The following is a 17,126-nucleotide window of genomic DNA, read 5'->3' on the forward strand; positions in this document are numbered from 1 at the left end:
GGGCACATGCTCAACCGCGTCGGCGGTCGTGCCGCCACAGGACTTCCTGCCGACCATCGGCACGCGCCAGCACGCGCGCCAACACGAACAGCAGGTCGGACAAGCGGTTGAGATAGCCGATCGCCTCGCTGCGTACCGCTTCCTGGCGCGACAGCGCAACGGTCTCGCGCTCGGCCCGGCGCACGATGGTGCGGGCCAGATGGCAGCGCGCGGCGGCCTCACCGCCGGCCGGCAGGATGAATTCCTGCAGTGCGGGCAGCGTCTGGTTGAAGGCGTCCAGCTGCGTCTCCAGCGCCTGGATGTCGGCCGCGTCGATGGCCGCGTGGCCGGGGATGCAGAGCTCGCCGCCCAGGTCGAACAACTGGTGCTGCACGGTGGTCAGCAGTGCGGCAATCGGCTCCGGCACACCGGGGGCGGCCAGCAGCACGCCGATGGCCGAATTGGCTTCGTCCACGGTGCCGTAGGCATTGACGCGCAACGCATCCTTGCCGGTCCGGCTGCCGTCGCCCAGGCCGGTGCTGCCGTCGTCGCCGGTCCGCGTATAGATACGAGAGAGTCGATTGCCCATGGCTTAGCCGGCGTAGGGCTGGCGACGCGGTGCGGACAGACGCTCGGCAGCCACCTGGATCACCGCGGCGGCCGCCACGTACAGCGCGGCGCTGCGCAGATAGGGCCCCAGCCAGTCGGTGTAATTCTTGAACCAGCCGGCCACGGTCGGGTCGGCCACGCTGGCGCTGATCCAGTAGAAGCTGCCCTGGGCGATCAGCTGGCACAACGCCACGGCGATCAGCAGGGCCGGCACCAGCCGCGCCAGCGCGCTCCACTGTGCGCCGTGATAGTGCCGGCGCAGCCACATGCCGCCGGCCCACAGCGCGAAATACGCCGGGATCAGGCACCAGTAGGCCGGCGACACGCAGTAGTGCTGCCAGAAGCTCAGGCCCTGGCCGGTGATCACCAGCCAGTCCACCGCCACGGCCAGCAGCATCAGCAGTGGAAATGCCAGCTTGGTGCGCGCAGCCAGATGAAATCCGCCGATGAAGAACACCGCCCAGGACGCATCCGGAACCGGCGCGAAGTGATTGATCCGCGTGGCCGCCATCAATACGGCGAGCAGACTCAGAATCAGGGTGTCGTGCGAGCGAGAAGTCATGCGCGGAGCGGGCCGGATTACAGGCCCTGGAGTGTAGCGTGGAAGTGGTGCTGCCCGTGGCTTGGTCATGGCAGCTGCAGAACGAGTGCGCAGTGCCAGGCGCGCGTGGGCGGGGCCCGGAATCGGCCTGCACCACGCCTAGATCGCCGCGTCCGGGTGCGCCGTCCGCGCCCGCCCTGCGACTGCCCGCCACGCTGTGCCAGCCGCTGCATGCGTTTTGGGGAGCGCGTGACGCGCTGCGCTGCGTGCGAGCCGGGCAAGGCGCAGGTGGGCAGCGGGCGCGGCAGATGTCCCGCCCTTTGGCGGCAACGCGCAGGGGGCGAAGGCTTATCATGTGGGAATGACACATCCCCATGACGTTCTGATCGTTGGCGGCGGCCTGGTCGGCTCCAGCCTTGCGATTGCGCTGGACCGCCTCGGCCTGGATGTCGGGCTGGTGGAGGCCACCCCGGCCGGCACGCCGCCGGCAGTGTTTGATCAACGCAACCTCAGTTTCGCCGCGGCCACGGTGAACGCGCTGGGTGCGCTCGGGGTGATGGCCAAGCTGCGCAGCCCGCCCGGGCCGATCCGGCGCATCCATGTCAGCCGCGCCGGGGACTTCGGCCGCGTGCAACTGGACGCGGCCGATTACGGCCGCGACGCCTTCGGCCAGGTGGTGGTGGCACGCGACTTCGGCGATGCCTTGCAGACCCGTCTGGACGAACTGACCCATCTGCGGCGTTACCGGCCTGCGCGGTGCATCGGCATAGAGCCAGTGCAGGACGACGTGCGCGCGGTGCGCCTGGCCACCGATGCGGGCGAGCAACGTGTGCAGGCCAAACTGGTGGTCGGCGCCGATGGCAGCCATAGCGCGGTGCGCGAGCTGCTGCACATCGGTACCGATGCCCACGATTTTCTGCAGACCCTGTTCGTGGCGCGCGTGCGTGCGTCACGACCGCCCGATGGCACGGCCTGGGAGCGTTTTGGCGAACATGGGCCAACTGCGCTGTTGCCACGCGGCGACCGCCATTACGGTGCGATCCATTGCGTGGCGCGCGCCGAGGCCGAGGCCGTGGCTGCGCTCGATGACGCCGGCTGGCTGGCGCGCCTGCAGCGTGCCGCCGGCTGGCGTGCCGGGCGCTTCGTCGCCACCGGCGAGCGCAGTGCCTATCCGCTGGTGCAGGTGCTGGCCAACAGCCTCATCGCCGAGCGCGTGGTGCTGTTGGGCAATGCCGCGCAGACGCTGCATCCGATCGGTGCGCAGGGCTTCAACCTGGGGCTGCGCGATGCGCTGACGCTGGCCGAATTGATCGAGCACGATCGCAGCGATGCCGGTGCCGGTGCGTTGCTGGCCGAGTATCTGGCGCGGCGGCGGGTGGACCGCGAGCACACCATCGGGTTTTCCAGCGGTCTGGCGCGGCTCACCGGCAACCCGGCGCCGTTGCTGCGGCCGTTGCGTAGCCTGGGCTTGTTTGCCACGTCGCAGGCGGCCCCGCTGCAATCGATGCTGGTAGGCGGCGCCATGGGCTTTCGTGGCGATGTGCCGCAGCTGTGCCGGAGCAGCGCATGAGCCGGCGCAGCACGCGCGATGCGGTGATCGTCGGCGGTGGCGTCGTCGGCGCCGCCTGCGCGCTGGCGTTGAACGATGCCGGCCTGAGCGTTGCCCTGGTCGAAGGGCGTGAGCCTGTCCGCTGGCACGCCGATCAACCCGATCTGCGTGTCTATGCCTTCGCCGCCGACAACGCCGCGTTGCTCGACAGCCTGGGCGTGTGGAATGCGGTGCGTGCCGCGCGTGTGCAGCCTTACCGGCGCATGCGGGTCTGGGATGCCGGTGGCGGTGGCGAGCTGGGCTTCGACGCCGACACGCTGGGACGCGAGCAACTGGGATGGATCATCGAAAACGACGTGCTGGTGGACCGCTTGTGGGCCGCCGTGCATGCGGCCGGCATCGAAGTGCATTGCCCGGCACGCGTGGTCGAGCTGGAGCAGGACGCCGCCAGCGTGCGCCTGCGCCTGGACGATGGCAGCCGGCTGGAAGCGGCAATGGCCATTGCCGCCGATGGTGCAGCCTCCACCCTGCGTGAACTCGCCGGGCTGCCGGTCTCCCGGCATGCCTACGCACAGCGCGGCGTGGTTGCCTTCGTGGAAACCGAGCACCCGCATCAGGCCACCGCCTGGCAGCGCTTCCTGACCACCGGGCCGCTGGCCTTCCTGCCGTTCGCCGATGGCCGCAGTTCGATCGTGTGGACCTTGCCGGATGCCGACGCCGAGCGCGTGCTGGCGCTGCACGATGCCGATTTCTCGCGTGAGTTGACCCAGGCCTTTGCCGCGCGCCTGGGCGAGGTGCGCGTGGTGTCGGCACGCACTGCCTTCCCGCTGCAACGGCAGCTGGTGCAGCAGTACGTCAGCGGCCGCGTGCTGACCCTGGGCGACGCCGCGCATGTGGTGCATCCGCTGGCCGGGCAGGGCGTCAACCTGGGCCTGCGCGATGTGGCGGCATTGCGGCAGAGCGTGCGCGAGGCGATGGCCAAACGTGCCGATTGGGCCGCGCCGCATCGCCTGCAACGCTGGGCACGTACCCGGCGCAGCGAGAACACCGTGGCCGCCTACGGCTTCGATGCGATCAATACGGTGTTTTCCAACGACGAAATGCACCTGACCTTGTTGCGCGGATCGGTATTGGGCCTGGCCGGCACGTTGCCGCCGTTGGTCGATGCGCTGTGGAAGCGCGCCTCCGGCGGCGCGTGAGCCAATCGCACCCGCCGCCGGAATCGGCGTCGGCGGCTGTCTGTCATGCCTTGATATGCCTTTGATGCTATAGCGAAGGCAGCAGGTTCCATACGACGTGCGTGGCTGCCATGGCTACAGTCGCGCCATGACCTCGTCTGCGCCTCCTTCGTCCAAGCCGGCAGTGCTGTTGTTGTGCGGCCTGCTGTGCGACGCCGCCATCTGGCAACCGCAGCGCGTCGCGCTGCGCGATCTGGCCGATGTGCAGGTGATGGATTTCGCCGGCTTCGACAGCATCGCGCAGATGGCCGCGCATGTCTTGGACGTTGCGCCGCCGCACTTTGCGCTGGCGGGACATTCGATGGGCGGGCGGGTCGCGCTGGAAATCATGCGCCAGGCGCCAGCGCGCGTGTTGCGGCTGGCCCTGCTCGATACAGGCATCGCGCCGCGCCGCGACGGCGAACGCGAAGAGCGGCTTGCATTGGTGCGACTGGCGCATGCCCAGGGAATGCAGGCGCTGGCTCAGCGCTGGTTGCCGCCGATGCTGCACCCCGATCACCGCGCCGATGGCGCGTTGATGGATGGCTTGATGGCCATGGTGCAACGGCAAAGCGCGCAAAGTTTTGCTGGGCAGACCAATGCCCTGCTGGAACGCCCCGATGCGGCACCGGTGCTCGCGCACATCACATGCCCGACGTTGTTGGGAGTCGGGCGACAGGACGCGTGGAGCCCATTGGCGCGGCATCAGGACATGGCACGACACATTCCGCAGGCGCGGCTGGCGATTTTCGAACACTGCGGGCACATGGCGCCGGTGGAAGCACCTGCCGCCGTCAGCGACGCGCTGCGCGACTGGTTGCAGGCCGCGTGATGGCGCGCCCGCCGAACGCATGGGACTACGGGGCCACTGCTGCCGAAACACGCAGTTCGCCGGGTGTCGAGATTGCCTTGGTCACGCCTTGAGGAACGCTGCATGCACGACGACGTCTCGATCATCATTGCCTGCGAGCAAGCGATCCGCCGGTTCGCGCTGTGCAACGACCGCCATGATCATGCCGGCCTGGCCGCGTTGTTCACCGACGATGGTGTGTTCGCGCGTCCCAGTGCACCGGATGCGCCCGTGCGGGGGCGCGAGGCCATCTTGCAGTCGTTTCGCGAGCGTGCGCCGCGCACCACGTGCCACCTGATGCTCAATACCTTGGTCAGCGTCCAGTCGCACACGCTGGCGCACGCGCACAGCCATGTCCTGCTCTACACCGCCGGCGATACCTCCGCAGCGCCGCCGTGGACGGCGCAATCGCCGGCATTGCTGGGCAGCTTCGAGGATGTGCTGGTGCTCGAGCAGGGGCGCTGGTTGTTCCAGCAACGGCTCGGGTCGCTGCTGCTGCGGGTCGGCACCGGCTGAGTCGGCGCATCCGGGCTGCAGACAACACCGTTACCCCTCGCTGTCCCGATGGCGCATGTCGCGTGCCGCCGTCCTTGAGTCCTGTTTTCTCCACCTCCCCGTCGCGTCGCATCGCAGTCATCCATTCCCTTTGCATCGGAGATTCGCCTAGTGGAACGCGTCCGTTCGTCTGTTCGTTGTGGTTCGGTGTTGCCGCGTGCGCTGTCGCCTCGTCAACCTGCATTGATCATCGCTGCCTTGCTGGCCGCAGCGTCGCCAGCAGCGTGGGCGCAGGCCGTACCGGAAACCGCGGCGCCACCGCAAGGCATCAATTTGGGTGGCACCAGTTTTCTAGATGGCTTCAGTTCCATGAAGCCTGGATGGACGGCCATCGAGTATCTGCGGTACTACGATTTCGATGCGATCAAAAATGCCAACGGCGATAATTCGCCGGCGTTCCGCGACCCCAACGTTGGGGTCAGCGTCGCGTTGACCCAGCTCATCTACGTCACGCCCTACACCTGGAAGGGCGGTTCGTTGAGCTTCAATGCGATCGTGCCGCTGGTCAATTACGACACCTCCGTCGCTGCCGATAGCCCCGTGCGCTTGAGCAGCAACGGCTTGGGTATTGGCGATATCTCGTTCGGGCCGGCGCTGCAGATGCCGCCGGTGATGCGCGATGGGCGGGTGTTGTTCTTCCAGCGATTTGCCATCGACGCCTTCGCGCCCGTGGGCAAGTTCGATCGCGATGTCGCCATCAACCAGAGCACCGGTTTCTGGTCGGTCGCACCGCATTGGGCCTTCACCGTGCAACCCAGCGATGACTGGGAAATCAGCGGGCGGTTGAATTATCTCTACAACTTCCGCACCAGCCGCGCCGGCGGTGTGCCGCCGATTCCCGGGTTCCGTTTTCGCAACGGCCAGGCCGGCGATGTGCTGTGGGCAAACTTCGCCAGCTCGGTCAAGGTCACCGAACAATTGCGTCTGGGCATCAATGGGTATTACCTGCAGCAGTTAAAGAACAACCGCACCAACGACCAGAGCATTCCCGACAGCAAGCGCAGGCAGTTCTACATTGGTCCCGGGTTGTCCTGGCGGTTCGACGAAAAGAACCTTCTCAACTTCAACGTTTACCTCCCCATCGAGGTCGAGAACTCGGTGGCGGGCAATAGCTACAACCTGATGATCGTGCACTCGCTGTAACGTGTGCGGGTCATGTGTCCTGCATTGCCTGTGCCGCGGTGCCGGCATGTGGACGACACTGATGCGATGCGTCACGCGAACCTGCTAGCGCAGGAGGTCCGGCCTCATCGCTCAAGCCGGGTGCCTGGCGCGCAGGGGTATCGACGAGCAAAGCGCTCGTCTCACAGTCCCATGCTGTGCCGTTGCGTGTTGGCGTGTTCGCGGAACAGCAATTCCGCGCGTGCGCCATCGCGTTGCTCGATGGCCGAGACGATCGCGCCGTGTTGCCTGTGTCCGTAAAACAGATCGTCGTAGGCAAGCGCGGCAGTGCGTTGGCCGAACACGACGTTGACCGGGCTGACGAACGGCACCAAGGTGCAGCGCTCCACCGTTTCGGTCAGGATCGGCTTGTTGGCCGCCTCCACGATGGCGCGATGGAAACGGGCATTCATTGCGCCATATGCCTGCTCGTCGTCGGCACGGAGATTGCGGCTGGCCAGGATGCGGTCGCCTTCGCCCAGGCAGGCGTACAAGGTGGCGAGCAACTCGGCGGGGGCGCCCCGTTCGGCGACGGTGCGCGCGGCCATGCCTTCCATCACTGCGCGCACCGCCAGTGCATCCAGGCTTTCCTGCTGGCTGAAGCGCCGCACGGCGTAACCACGGTTGCCTGCCTGCACCAGCAGGCCTTCCTGGCACAACGCCGGCAGGGCCTGGCGGATCGGCGTGCGCGAAAGCGCCAGGCGCTCGGCCAGTGCCGCCTCGGTGAGGCGCTCGCCCGGCGCGAAGGTGCCGCACAGGATCAATTCGCGTAGCTGCTGGATCGCTTGCAATCGGTGGTTGTTCGCCATTGGCTCCATTCTCTCGCGCCATACCGCAGCGCACGTTCCTTCGACAGGGAAAACTCGCACTTACGTGTATAAAAACCTTGCGGATGAGATCGCTTGATGGCAATTTGGATCCCAAGGATACCGTTTTGGCGATCCGAAGTCGTTGGTCGTCCTTTGTTGGGATCCATTGCGTTGCAGATCCCAATCACCCACTGATGCGCGCCTGCCCCGACCGGGCCCGGCCCGCGTCGCAGGAGCACAACATGGCAAGCATCATCGGCGGTATCGGGACCTCGCACGTTCCCACCATCGGGGTGGCCTACGACAAGGGCAAGCAGCAGGACCCGGTATGGAAACCGTTGTTCGACGGCTACACGCCAGTGGCCGCGTGGCTGGCCGAGCAACGGGCCGACGTGCTGGTGTTCTTCTACAACGACCACTGCACGACGTTCTTCTTCGATCTGTATCCCACCTTCGCGCTGGGCGTGGGCGAACGCTTTCCGGTTGCCGACGAAGGCGCGGGGCTGCGCGAGCTGCCGCCGATCCGCGGCGACGTGCAGTTGCAGGCGCATATCGCCGAATGCCTGGTCAATGACGAATTCGACCTGACCGTGTTCCAGGACAAGCCGATCGACCACGGCTGCGCAGCGCCGCTGCCGCTGCTGTGGCCGCATGTGCCGGACTGGCCGGGCACGGTGGTGCCGATCGCCATCAACGTGCTGCAGTACCCGCTGCCGACGGCGCGGCGCTGCTATCGCCTGGGCCAGGCAGTGCGCCGCGCGATCGAATCGTATCCGGAAGATCTTCGGGTGGTGGTGGTGGGCACCGGTGGGCTATCGCACCAGATCCATGGCGAGCGCACGGGCTTCAACAACACCGAATGGGACATGGAATTTCTGGACCGGTTCCAGCATGCGCCCGAGACACTCACCGATCTCACCCACACCGATTACGTGCGCCTGGGCGGTGCGGAGAGCGTGGAGCAGATCATGTGGCTGGCGATGCGCGGCGCGCTAGATGGGCCGATCCGCAAGCTGCATCAGAACTACTACCTGATGACCACCACGGCGATGACCGTGGTGCTGTACGAGCCGGGCGAAGAAGCGGCCGGCGCGCCGCGTTCGGCCGAGCTGCTTGCGCGCACTGCCGCTGCGGCCTGAGGAGGTGCTGATGAATCCGCAAACCCATGGCATGGAGCAGATCGGCGGCACGTACCTGTTCGATCTGCGCACCAGCAATCGCGCGCTGCGCCTGAACCGCTTTTTCTGGCACATGATCCGCGCCCCGTGGCGCGATCGTTTCTTGCAGGATGCAGAAGCATTGATGCAGGAAGCCGAACTCACCGAGCAGGAGAAGGCGCTGATCCGTGCACGCGACTGGCTGGGCCTGGTGCAGTACGGCGCCAACTTCTTCGTCATCGAAAAATTTGCGCGCGTGGTGCGCATGACCAATCTGCAGGTCTACGCCATCATGCGCGGCGAATCGTTCGAAGACTTCATGCAGACGCGGCGTGTGCCCCATGCGCGCTGAGCCGGGCGTATCGGCTCAGCGCCGCATCGTCGCGTTACCCGACTTCCCAACCCAAGGTCTCCCCCAATGACCATGTCCTCCGTGTTCTTCGAACACCGCATCAAGGTGCGGCACCTGCGTGTCATCGAGGCGCTGGACCGACAGAAAAGCCTGTTGCGCGCCTCACGCGTCTTGAATGTCACCCAGCCTGCGCTCACGCGCGCCTTGCAGGAGATCGAAGAGATCGTCGGTGCGCCGCTGTTCGAGCGGCATTCGCGCGGCGTTCGCCCCAACGCGATGGGCGAGGTGCTGGTGCAGACGGCGCATGTGGTGCTGGGGCAGCTGCGACGTGCGCAGGACACCTTCGAAGGGCTGCTGCAGGACGATGCGCTCACGATCACCGTGGGTGCCTTGCCGGTGGCGGCCAGCGGTCTGCTGCCGGCGGTGCTGGCCGCGCTGTATCGCACCGAGCCCACGCTGCGGGTGCGCCTGCTGCACGGCCGCACCGATGAACTGTTGCCCAAGCTGGCCGGTAACGAGATCGATCTGGTGGTCGGGCGGTTGTATCCGCTGGCCCGCTACGACGCACTGATTCGCAAGGTGTTGTACCAGGATCCGATTGCGCTGGTGGCGCGCAGCGACCACCCGCTGTTCGCCAACGGGCCGGTGCGCGTTGCCGAGGCGGTCGCGTACCGGCAGGTGCTGCCGACCCTGAGCCAGCATGTCGAACGCGACGTGGCGCAGGTCATGCGCGAGCACGGTCTTGCAACGCGCGATCAGTTGCGTTCCAGCTCGGCCAGTTTCACGCGCGAAATCCTGCTCGGCACCGACAGCATTGCGGTGATGCCGAGCATGATGGTGGCCGGCGACATCGCACGCGGCGAGTTGCGTGCCTTCCAGCTGCAGCAGCCCTCGCAGGCGCGCGCAGGCGGGGTGATCTATCGCGATGGCGCCGCAATCCACAAGCCGGGCGTGCGCTTGCTGATGCGCGAGCTGGAGCACCAGCTGGCCCTCATGGCCGAACAGGGCGCGGTGTGGGTGGACGACCGTGTTGGCGAAGACGATGTGTTGCTGGATGCCTCTGCGTGATCGCGTGAGGCCGGCGCAACGCGTGGCGCTTCGCGATTCCTGCTGAGCTGCATCAACGCTCAACGGGTTGTCGCGCGCGGCTGCACACGGCGGGTCGTGCGCCGCGCCACAGCAACGGGCAGCCCAGGCTGCCCGTTGCAGTTGGCGGTGCGCATGCGCGCCCGATGCGACGGCACCTCAGGTGTCACTGGCCAAGGTGTCCTTCAAGCGCGCTTTTTGTAATTTGCCGGTCGCCGTGCGCGGCAAGGCATCCACCAACCGCAGATGCTTGGGCACCTTGTACTTGGCCAGCCGTGCGGTCAGATAGGTGCGGATCTCCTCCAGGTCCGGCGCCGCAGCGGCCGGCACGATCGCCAGATAGCCCACCTCGCCCCACTGCGGGTCGGCCAGGCCGACCACTGCGCACTCGCGGATGTCCGGATGGTCTGCGAGCAACGCTTCGATCTCTGCCGGGTACACGTTCTCGCCGCCGGAAATGAACATGTCCTTCTTGCGGTCGACGACCCAGAAGAAGCCGTCGGCATCGCGCTGCACGATATCGCCGGTACGGAACCAGCCCTGCCCATCGAGCACGTCCGCGCTCGCCTGCGGGTCGCGCCAGTAACCGGGGCTGAGGTTGGGACCGCGCAAGAGCAATTCACCGGGAACGCCCGCCGGGCAGTCGTTGCCGTGGTCGTCGACCACGCGCGTCTGCACCGATGGCGTTGCGATGCCGGCCGCGCCCAGCTTGTTGCGGATCACATCGCAGTCCACCGACATGCCGAACACCGTGCCGGCTTCGCTCATGCCGAAGCCGCAGACCATCGGGATGCCATCGTCCAGCCAGCCAAGCAGATCGTCGCTGGCGTGCGGCGCGCCGCCGCTGACCAATGCGGTGAGGTGGCGCAGCGCTGCCGCATCGAAGCCGGGCTGATTGCGAAATGCCTGCATCATCTGCGGCACGCCGACGTAATGCGTGATTCCCAGCGATGGATCGGCAAGCCAGCCCAACGAGCGTTTGGGCTCGAAGCCATTGGAGACCTGGATCGAACCGCCCACCGCCAGCGCCGAGCGCACATTGGTGACCAGGCCGATGATGTGGAACATCGGCGCTTCGCACAGAAAGCTGCTGCGTGCGTCCACGCGTGTGGTGACGCCGAAGTTATGCGCGGCATGCTGCAGGTTCTGCTCGCTGAGCATCACGCCCTTGGGCTGACCCGAGGTGCCGGAGGTAAACAGGATCAGGCTGACACGATCCGGCGGAATCGATGGCGTGTCGGCAGGCTCCAGTGCATCGGCGCTCGCGATAAAGCCTGCCAAGGCTTCCATGTCCGTGCGACCGGCAGCGACATCGTCGCCCAGCAATACGCGTGGCTCTGCGCGTTGCAGCAGCGCATCGAGCTCGCTCGCGCTCAACCGCCAGTTGAGCGGTACATAGATCGCGCCGACCCGCCCGCAGGCAAAGTGCAAGGCCACCTGCCACACCGAATTGCGCGCCAGCACGGCGAGCCGCTCACCATCGACGCAGCCACGCCGGCGCAACAAGGCCGCCAGGCGGCCCACCAAGGCGTCCAGTTCGGCATAGGTCCATTTCAGGCCCAGCACTAGGTCGCGTGCGGCAAACTGTTGCGGCGAGAGACGGGCGTGGAAGGCGATCGAGTCGGTCGGCATGGCCATGGCGCGGTCTTCTGGAAGAGTGGGAAGTGACTAGGTGTGAGTGCGAGTGCTGCGTGCGAAAGGTTTAGACGTCCCGGAGAACGTGATGCGCACGTGGCGGATGCAGCCCACGCGTGCGCCTGCGCACGGCAGGCACGCAATGCGCTATCGGTTGGCGATGTGTGCATGCCAGTCCGCACGCAGGCGCGCGTTGTTTCGGCTGTGCGCTAGCTCAGGTAGAGGGTTTTGGTTTCGAGGAAGGCATGCAGACCTTCGATACCGCCTTCGCGGCCGATACCCGAGTGCTTGAAGCCACCAAACGGCATGCTGATATCGACCCACATGCCGTTGATCGCATGACTGCCGCAGCGCACGCGGCGCGCGATGCGATAGGCGCGTTCGGCGTCTTCGCTGTAGATGGTGCCGTGCAGGCCGTAGTCGCTGGCATTGACCTTGGCGATGAGGTCGGCTTCGTCGTGGTAGTCGATGAAGCTCACCACCGGTCCGAAGATTTCCTCGCGCGCAATGGTCATGTCCGGCGTCACCTCGGCAAACACCGTCGGTTCGACGAAGAAGCCGCGCGACAGGTGTGCCGGGCGGCCTCCCCCCATGGCCAGGCGTGCGCCCTGCGCCTTGCCTTTGGCGATGTAGGACTGCACACGTTCGAGCTGGCGGCCCAGGGCCAACGGGCCCATCCCGGTGTCTGCCGCAAACGGGTCGCCCAGCTTCACTGCGCTCAGTGCCGCGCAATATGCCTGCAGGACTTCTTCGCGGCGCTGCGCCGGCACCAGGACGCGCGTCAACGAGAAGCACACCTGTCCGGCGATCGGCATGGAGTAGGGCACCAGGGTGGGCAGCACCTTGGCGATGTCGGCGTCCTCCAGCACGATTGCTGCCGATTTGCCGCCCAGCTCCAGCCCAACCCGTGCCAGGCGCTCGGCGCAGGCGATGCCGATCGAGCGGCCGGCCTGGGTGGAGCCGGTGAAGCTGACCTTGTCCACGTGCGGGTGGCGGATCAATTGCTCGCCCACCTCGCGGCCGGCGGGGAGCAGGTTGAACACGCCATCGGGCACGCCGGCGGCGCTGATGCACTCGGCCAGGATATAGGCATCGATCGGCGTTTCCGGCGAGGGCTTGGCCACCACCGTGCAGCCGGCAGCCAGCGCGGCGGCGACCTTGTAGCACAGCAATACCAGCGGCGCGTTCCAGGGCGTGATCGCGGCGACCACGCCGACCGGCTCCTGCACCACATGCACGCGGCCACCGTTGGGGCGCACACGTGGTTCGACGAATGCGTGGGTGGCAATCAGGTCGGCGTAGTAGTCGAATAAATCCGGCGCCTGCTGCGAGGCGCGCTTGCTGAAGCCAAGGGTCGCGCCGACCTGGCCCGTCCATGCTTCGGCCAACTCCGGCATGCGTGCACGCAAGTGGTCGGCCACCCGCTTGAGTGCCACGCTGCGCGCTTGCGGGGAGAGCTGCGGCCAGGGGCCGTGGTCGAAGGCGCGGCGTGCAGCTGCGATGGCCGCTTCGGTATCTGCGTGCGAGGGTTCGGTGTAGCGCAGCAGCCGTTCTTCGGTATGCGGCGCGATCACATCGACCGAGCGATCGCCGGTGCTTGCGCGCCATTGCCCGTCGATGAACAGACCCAGGGGACCTCGCGCGGCGATGCCGCGCAGCGTTTCGAATAAGGCTTCCATACTCCCTCCTCGGTGCAGAAAACCACTGGCAGCGCCAGCGATGCACGCACAACGCGCACCGCTTCGGACGCCGTAGGACGCGCTTACGCTCGGTGTTTGCTGAGGTCGTACTCGCCCAGGCCGGGCTTGTAGCTCTTCTCGTCGATGAACTGACGGATGCCTTCCTTGCGGGCGTTGTTGTCGAACGAATTGGCCGCTTCCTGCATGCGCACCAGGTAATCTTCGGCTTCGTCGTAGGTCATGGTGCCGACGCGGCGCACCGCATCCTTGGCGTACTTGAGCGCGACCGGGTTCTTGCGCAGCAACAGTTCGGCCACTTCGCGGGTGCGTGCCTCCAGGCGTTCCAGCGGCACGCTTTCGTTGACCAGGCGCCATTCGGCAGCCTTCTTGCCATCCACCATTTCGCCGGTCAGCGTCATCCACATCGCATCGCGCATCGACAGCAGTTCCACCGCGACCTTGGTGACGCCACCGCCGGGCAGGATGCCCCAGTTGATTTCCGACAGGCCAAACTGCGCCTCATCGGCGGCAATCGCCAGGTCGCAGGCAAACAGCGGGCCGAAGCCGCCGCCGAAACACCAGCCGTTGACCATGGCGATGGTCGGCTTCTGATACCAGCGCAGGCGACGGAACCAGCCATACGATTCGCGCTGCGAGCGCCGCACGCCACGCAGGCCCTGCGCTTCGGTTTCGCGGAAATATTCCTTCAGGTCCATGCCCGCCGACCAGGCGGTGCCTTCGCCGCCGAGCACCAGCACGCCGACGTTGTCGTCGAACTCCAGCTCGTCCAGCACGTCCATCATGCGGCGGTTGAGCGCCGGGCTCATCGCGTTGCGCTTGTCGGGGCGCGCGAACTTCACCCAGGCGATGCGGTTTTCGATGCGAACCGATACCACGTCATGCTCGTTCAAGCGGCGTCTCCTTCGAGTCGTGAGAGTGCTGGTGTGTTGATGGGCTCAGAGTGCTTCGGCCAGCGCCGTGTCTGGCGCGGCGGCGCGCTCCAGTGCAGCGCTGGCGTTTAACTTGCAGAGCAGGCGCAGCAGGGTCTGTTGTTCGCTAGCCTGCAGGCCGGTGCAGGTGCGTTCGCCCGCACGCGCCAGGCAGCCCTGCGCAACCAGCAGCGTGCGCTCGCCCGAGTCGGTGAGGTACAGGCCCTTGCTGCGACGGTCGCGGCCAGCAAGGCGTTCGATCAGCCCTTGCTCGGCCAGCGCATTGGCGATCTTCATGCCGGCGGCGCGGTTGACCAGCAGACGGTTGCCCAGCTCGGTCTGGTCGCAGCCGGGTTGATCGCGGATGTGGATCAACGCGGTCACGCGCGCCGGGGTGAGCTGTAGCTCGGCCAATTCCTGGCGCGCGGCGTGGCTGGAGGCCAGGGCGGCGAGTTGCAGCTGGTAGCCAAGGTCGGCGGCAAGTGAAAGGCGAGCAGTCATCGGTCCGTCCAGATTGTATCCGTTAAATACAATCTATCCGACCGAAGCGGGCCCTGCAAGAGGGGGCGATGGCGTGATGCGAAGCACAGTGCGCGGTTGCGTAGTACAGCCGCGCCTGCCGTAAGACGATCAGCGGATCAGCCAGCCAGCGAGCTGTTCGCGGGTCAGGTAACCGCTGTGACGGGTGTCGAGCGCGTCGAATTCATCGGCCAGGGCAGGGTTGGCCTGCGCCTCTGCACGGCTGATGCGGCCATCGCCATCGGTATCCATGGCTTCAAAATCGATGCGGTAGCTGCCGACCACGCTATTGGGCTGGATCGAACGCACGATCACGCTGGATTCGCCGCGCGGGCGCTCCAGTTCGGTTTGATGGGTGACCTCGCCACTGGACAGCGGCTGGGTGCGGATGGCACTGGGCACGTCGATCAGCGGCATGCTGCTGGCCGGCGTGGGCGCCTGCTGCGCATGTGCGGCAGTGCAGAGCAATAGCGACAGCGTGGAGACGAGTGTGGCAAGACTGCGGTTGGTCATCAGATCCCCCTGATGCGGAACAGCCCACAAGCATAGAGCCTGGCGGCCTTTTGCGCTGTGCGTGACGGTGGCGCGCCGCTTGGCGACGGGGATACGCTGTTGGAGTGTCAGAGGCGGCGAACGGGTCTTGTCGCGCTGCTGCATCGTTGCCCTGAGCGAGCACTGCGCATTGCATCGCGCAGTGCTCTGGTTGGCGCCACTCAGCCGGGAATGAAGGGGAAGACGATCTTCAGTAGTCCCTTCAGGCCGCCCTCCGCCGTGCTTGTCACCGCCTTGGCACCCAGGCTGTTGAGTGCGCGGCGCACGTCGTCCCAGCGCAACTGCGCAATGTCCTTCTTGAGCAGATCCGACACCTCTTCTGCGGTGGGCGTGAGCTTCTGCAATGCGCGCACAGTGGCGTGCGGATCCGGTTGCAGGTAGCCCCAGCGCTCGGCGATTTTCAGCAGCGTGTCGAAGCGCACCGCGACCACTTCGCGGTTGCGTTCGTACACCGGCAGCGCACCGACATCGAGAATGGCTTGCTCGAACTGTTGCGCGTCGTCGGGATGTTCGATGCGCACCGCCAAAAAGCCTTCCTTGCGGCTGCGTTCGCTGACATGTTTTGCACCCGAGCGCAGATTGTCTTCGGTGAGCACGTTGGCAACGATGCGCTGCATCGCGGCGTCGCCCTCTTCGGGCACCAGCGAGCGCCAACGCGCATAGCCATCGCGCCGCAGCGCCTTGACCTTGGCCGAAGTCACCCGCAACTGCAATGCGACCGCAGCGTTGGAGCTGTTGCGCGAGATGGCGCCATCGCGTTCGAGCAGCACGAAGATCAACAATTCCAGGTCACGCTTGGTCAGCGACTGGAACCCCTGCAACAGGGTCAGGCGCAGAAATTCGCTGCCGAAGGCGGCCGCGTCCTTCAATTCGATCGGTTGCATGGGGAGTCCTCCACAGGTGACCTGCAGCATGCCAGGACGCTGTTGCGCGGCCTGAGAACCAATGCGACGCACACGCCAGTTTCAGTGTCCGGTTTCGCGCCCGCGACGATCGGACCTGAACGTTTCAACTGCGCCGCGGTCCTGCAAGGTGACGAACACCTGCTTGCCATCGGCGCCGCCGAAGGCCACGTTGCTGGCCTTGCGCCCCTTCAATGCAACCGTGCGCAGCAGCTTGCCCTGCGGCGACACCACTGCAATCTGCCCGGCATCGTAGCGGGCGATGTACAGATTGCCGTCGGCATCGCAGCGCATGCCGTCCATGCCGAAATCGGGGAAGCTGATCAGCAGCCGTTTGTTGCGCAGGCTGCCGTCGCTGCCACGGTCGTAGGCCCACACCTTGCGCGACATGCTTTCATTGACATACAGCTGTTTGCCGTCGGGGCTGACATCCAGGCCGTTGGGCGTGGTCATCCCTGCCTCCAGCAGCCGCACCGCGCCGTCGCGGCCGATGTGCCACAAGCGCCCGCCATTGTCCTTCCAGTTCGGGTCGCTGGCGTAGAAGCTGCCATCGGGCGCCAGCGCCAGATCGTTGGGGCCATCTGCCTCGGGCAATGCCGCGAACGTGCTGACCGCACGCGTCTGCATGTTGACCTGCAGGATCTTGTGGCCGGTGTAATCGGCGACATACATGGTGCCGTCGCGAAAGCGGATGCCATTGCCGGTGCTTCCCTCGGGCAAGGTGACGAACACCTCGGCACGTGCGCCGCCGTCGGCCTGCAGCGCGATGCGCGCGATGGTGCCGTCCTTGCCCAGGTTCACCGCGTACAGCGCGCCATCCGGACCGGTCGCCGGGCCTTCGGCATTGTGTGTAAATGCGCCATCGCCGATCAGATCGCGCGCAACGAAGGGAGTGTCGGCAGCGCTGGCGAGCGAACTGGACAACAGGAGCGCCAGCGGCAGATAGCGAAGATGGGCAACGACGGTCATGCGCAATGCTCCGGATGTGATCGCCAGCAGTGTGCCAGAACGTGCAGCGCGACCATGGCGGTGATCACACCCGATC

Annotated in this window: 18 protein-coding genes; 8 read left to right on the top strand and 10 right to left on the bottom strand. The window is 66.1% G+C overall.

Annotated elements, in window-relative coordinates:
- Positions 1–10 precede the first annotated feature (10 nt).
- On the bottom strand, positions 11–568 hold the full coding sequence (locus tag J7396_RS15740) for a cob(I)yrinic acid a,c-diamide adenosyltransferase (protein WP_008576403.1): 558 nt from the start codon (positions 566–568) through the stop codon (positions 11–13).
- 3 nt (positions 569–571) lie between these two features.
- Positions 572–1,150: a hypothetical protein gene (locus tag J7396_RS15745; RefSeq protein WP_008576405.1), complete on the bottom strand. Its 579-nt coding sequence runs from the start codon at positions 1,148–1,150 to the stop codon at positions 572–574.
- A gap of 340 nt (positions 1,151–1,490) precedes the next feature.
- Here J7396_RS15745 and ubiH point away from each other — a divergent pair, with 340 nt between their 5' ends.
- The 5 genes from ubiH to J7396_RS15770 all read left to right on the top strand — a co-directional run bounded on the left by ubiH (position 1,491) and on the right by J7396_RS15770 (position 6,443).
- Positions 1,491–2,699 (top strand): 2-octaprenyl-6-methoxyphenyl hydroxylase, encoded by a 1,209-nt coding sequence (gene ubiH / locus J7396_RS15750; protein ID WP_209261707.1) that lies wholly within the window; start codon positions 1,491–1,493, stop codon positions 2,697–2,699.
- Entirely contained in the window at positions 2,696–3,877 is a 1,182-nt protein-coding gene (locus tag J7396_RS15755; protein WP_031421192.1) for a UbiH/UbiF family hydroxylase, read from the top strand. The genes ubiH and J7396_RS15755 overlap by 4 nt, the downstream gene beginning before the upstream one ends.
- Positions 3,878–4,004: 127 nt before the next feature.
- Positions 4,005–4,727, top strand: coding sequence for an alpha/beta fold hydrolase (locus tag J7396_RS15760; protein ID WP_014089440.1), 723 nt, complete (start codon positions 4,005–4,007; stop codon positions 4,725–4,727).
- Positions 4,728–4,829: 102 nt separating this feature from the next.
- On the top strand, positions 4,830–5,261 hold the full coding sequence (locus tag J7396_RS15765) for a nuclear transport factor 2 family protein (protein WP_008572574.1): 432 nt from the start codon (positions 4,830–4,832) through the stop codon (positions 5,259–5,261).
- A gap of 150 nt (positions 5,262–5,411) precedes the next feature.
- Complete coding sequence (locus J7396_RS15770; protein WP_209261708.1) at positions 5,412–6,443, top strand: transporter; 1,032 nt, start codon at positions 5,412–5,414, stop codon at positions 6,441–6,443.
- A gap of 161 nt (positions 6,444–6,604) precedes the next feature.
- Here J7396_RS15770 and J7396_RS15775 read toward each other — a convergent pair whose 3' ends face one another.
- Positions 6,605–7,279, bottom strand: coding sequence for a GntR family transcriptional regulator (locus J7396_RS15775; RefSeq protein WP_005917283.1), 675 nt, complete (start codon positions 7,277–7,279; stop codon positions 6,605–6,607).
- Positions 7,280–7,512: 233 nt separating this feature from the next.
- On the opposite strand from J7396_RS15775, the gene J7396_RS15780 reads away from it, so the two are divergent.
- The 3 genes from J7396_RS15780 to J7396_RS15790 all read left to right on the top strand — a co-directional run bounded on the left by J7396_RS15780 (position 7,513) and on the right by J7396_RS15790 (position 9,847).
- Positions 7,513–8,409 (top strand): gallate dioxygenase, encoded by an 897-nt coding sequence (locus J7396_RS15780; RefSeq protein ID WP_011346486.1) that lies wholly within the window; start codon positions 7,513–7,515, stop codon positions 8,407–8,409.
- A 10-nt stretch (positions 8,410–8,419) separates the two neighbouring features.
- On the top strand, positions 8,420–8,779 hold the full coding sequence (locus J7396_RS15785) for a protocatechuate 3,4-dioxygenase subunit alpha (protein ID WP_011346487.1): 360 nt from the start codon (positions 8,420–8,422) through the stop codon (positions 8,777–8,779).
- 66 nt (positions 8,780–8,845) lie between these two features.
- Complete coding sequence (locus tag J7396_RS15790) at positions 8,846–9,847, top strand: LysR substrate-binding domain-containing protein (RefSeq protein ID WP_008572588.1); 1,002 nt, start codon at positions 8,846–8,848, stop codon at positions 9,845–9,847.
- Between the two features lie 177 nt (positions 9,848–10,024).
- Here the strand turns inward: J7396_RS15790 and J7396_RS15795 are convergent, their stop codons facing one another.
- From J7396_RS15795 to J7396_RS15825, 7 genes are all read right to left on the bottom strand, one after another.
- Complete coding sequence (locus J7396_RS15795) at positions 10,025–11,503, bottom strand: AMP-binding protein (protein ID WP_109291184.1); 1,479 nt, start codon at positions 11,501–11,503, stop codon at positions 10,025–10,027.
- Positions 11,504–11,709: 206 nt separating this feature from the next.
- Positions 11,710–13,179, bottom strand: a complete 1,470-nt coding sequence (locus J7396_RS15800; RefSeq protein WP_057681883.1) for an aldehyde dehydrogenase — start codon at positions 13,177–13,179, stop codon at positions 11,710–11,712.
- 83 nt (positions 13,180–13,262) lie between these two features.
- Positions 13,263–14,090 (bottom strand): p-hydroxycinnamoyl CoA hydratase/lyase, encoded by an 828-nt coding sequence (locus J7396_RS15805; RefSeq protein WP_008572593.1) that lies wholly within the window; start codon positions 14,088–14,090, stop codon positions 13,263–13,265.
- A 45-nt stretch (positions 14,091–14,135) separates the two neighbouring features.
- The gene (locus J7396_RS15810) at positions 14,136–14,609 is read right to left on the bottom strand and encodes a MarR family transcriptional regulator (protein WP_008572595.1); all 474 of its coding nucleotides are present in this window, start codon (positions 14,607–14,609) and stop codon (positions 14,136–14,138) included.
- A 129-nt stretch (positions 14,610–14,738) separates the two neighbouring features.
- Positions 14,739–15,140, bottom strand: coding sequence for a hypothetical protein (locus tag J7396_RS15815; protein ID WP_029818729.1), 402 nt, complete (start codon positions 15,138–15,140; stop codon positions 14,739–14,741).
- A 200-nt stretch (positions 15,141–15,340) separates the two neighbouring features.
- Entirely contained in the window at positions 15,341–16,063 is a 723-nt protein-coding gene (locus tag J7396_RS15820; protein ID WP_014089445.1) for a hypothetical protein, read from the bottom strand.
- An 81-nt stretch (positions 16,064–16,144) separates the two neighbouring features.
- The gene (locus tag J7396_RS15825) at positions 16,145–17,050 is read right to left on the bottom strand and encodes an SMP-30/gluconolactonase/LRE family protein (protein ID WP_008572599.1); all 906 of its coding nucleotides are present in this window, start codon (positions 17,048–17,050) and stop codon (positions 16,145–16,147) included.
- Positions 17,051–17,126: the final 76 nt, after the last annotated feature.

The sequence above is a fragment of the Xanthomonas sp. A1809 genome, assembly GCF_017746015.1.
Lineage (GTDB): Bacteria > Pseudomonadota > Gammaproteobacteria > Xanthomonadales > Xanthomonadaceae > Xanthomonas > Xanthomonas euvesicatoria.

Coding starts and splice junctions, on each gene's coding strand:
- J7396_RS15785 (WP_011346487.1), top strand. CDS start 8,420: ATGAATCCGCAAACCCATGGCATGGAGCAGATCGGCGGCACGTACCTG.
- J7396_RS15800 (WP_057681883.1), bottom strand. CDS start 13,179: ATGGAAGCCTTATTCGAAACGCTGCGCGGCATCGCCGCGCGAGGTCCC.
- J7396_RS15765 (WP_008572574.1), top strand. CDS start 4,830: ATGCACGACGACGTCTCGATCATCATTGCCTGCGAGCAAGCGATCCGC.
- J7396_RS15810 (WP_008572595.1), bottom strand. CDS start 14,609: ATGACTGCTCGCCTTTCACTTGCCGCCGACCTTGGCTACCAGCTGCAA.
- J7396_RS15780 (WP_011346486.1), top strand. CDS start 7,513: ATGGCAAGCATCATCGGCGGTATCGGGACCTCGCACGTTCCCACCATC.
- J7396_RS15760 (WP_014089440.1), top strand. CDS start 4,005: ATGACCTCGTCTGCGCCTCCTTCGTCCAAGCCGGCAGTGCTGTTGTTG.
- J7396_RS15825 (WP_008572599.1), bottom strand. CDS start 17,050: ATGACCGTCGTTGCCCATCTTCGCTATCTGCCGCTGGCGCTCCTGTTG.
- J7396_RS15740 (WP_008576403.1), bottom strand. CDS start 568: ATGGGCAATCGACTCTCTCGTATCTATACGCGGACCGGCGACGACGGC.
- J7396_RS15775 (WP_005917283.1), bottom strand. CDS start 7,279: ATGGAGCCAATGGCGAACAACCACCGATTGCAAGCGATCCAGCAGCTA.
- J7396_RS15745 (WP_008576405.1), bottom strand. CDS start 1,150: ATGACTTCTCGCTCGCACGACACCCTGATTCTGAGTCTGCTCGCCGTA.
- J7396_RS15790 (WP_008572588.1), top strand. CDS start 8,846: ATGACCATGTCCTCCGTGTTCTTCGAACACCGCATCAAGGTGCGGCAC.
- J7396_RS15795 (WP_109291184.1), bottom strand. CDS start 11,503: ATGGCCATGCCGACCGACTCGATCGCCTTCCACGCCCGTCTCTCGCCG.
- J7396_RS15815 (WP_029818729.1), bottom strand. CDS start 15,140: ATGACCAACCGCAGTCTTGCCACACTCGTCTCCACGCTGTCGCTATTG.
- J7396_RS15820 (WP_014089445.1), bottom strand. CDS start 16,063: ATGCAACCGATCGAATTGAAGGACGCGGCCGCCTTCGGCAGCGAATTT.
- J7396_RS15755 (WP_031421192.1), top strand. CDS start 2,696: ATGAGCCGGCGCAGCACGCGCGATGCGGTGATCGTCGGCGGTGGCGTC.
- ubiH (WP_209261707.1), top strand. CDS start 1,491: ATGACACATCCCCATGACGTTCTGATCGTTGGCGGCGGCCTGGTCGGC.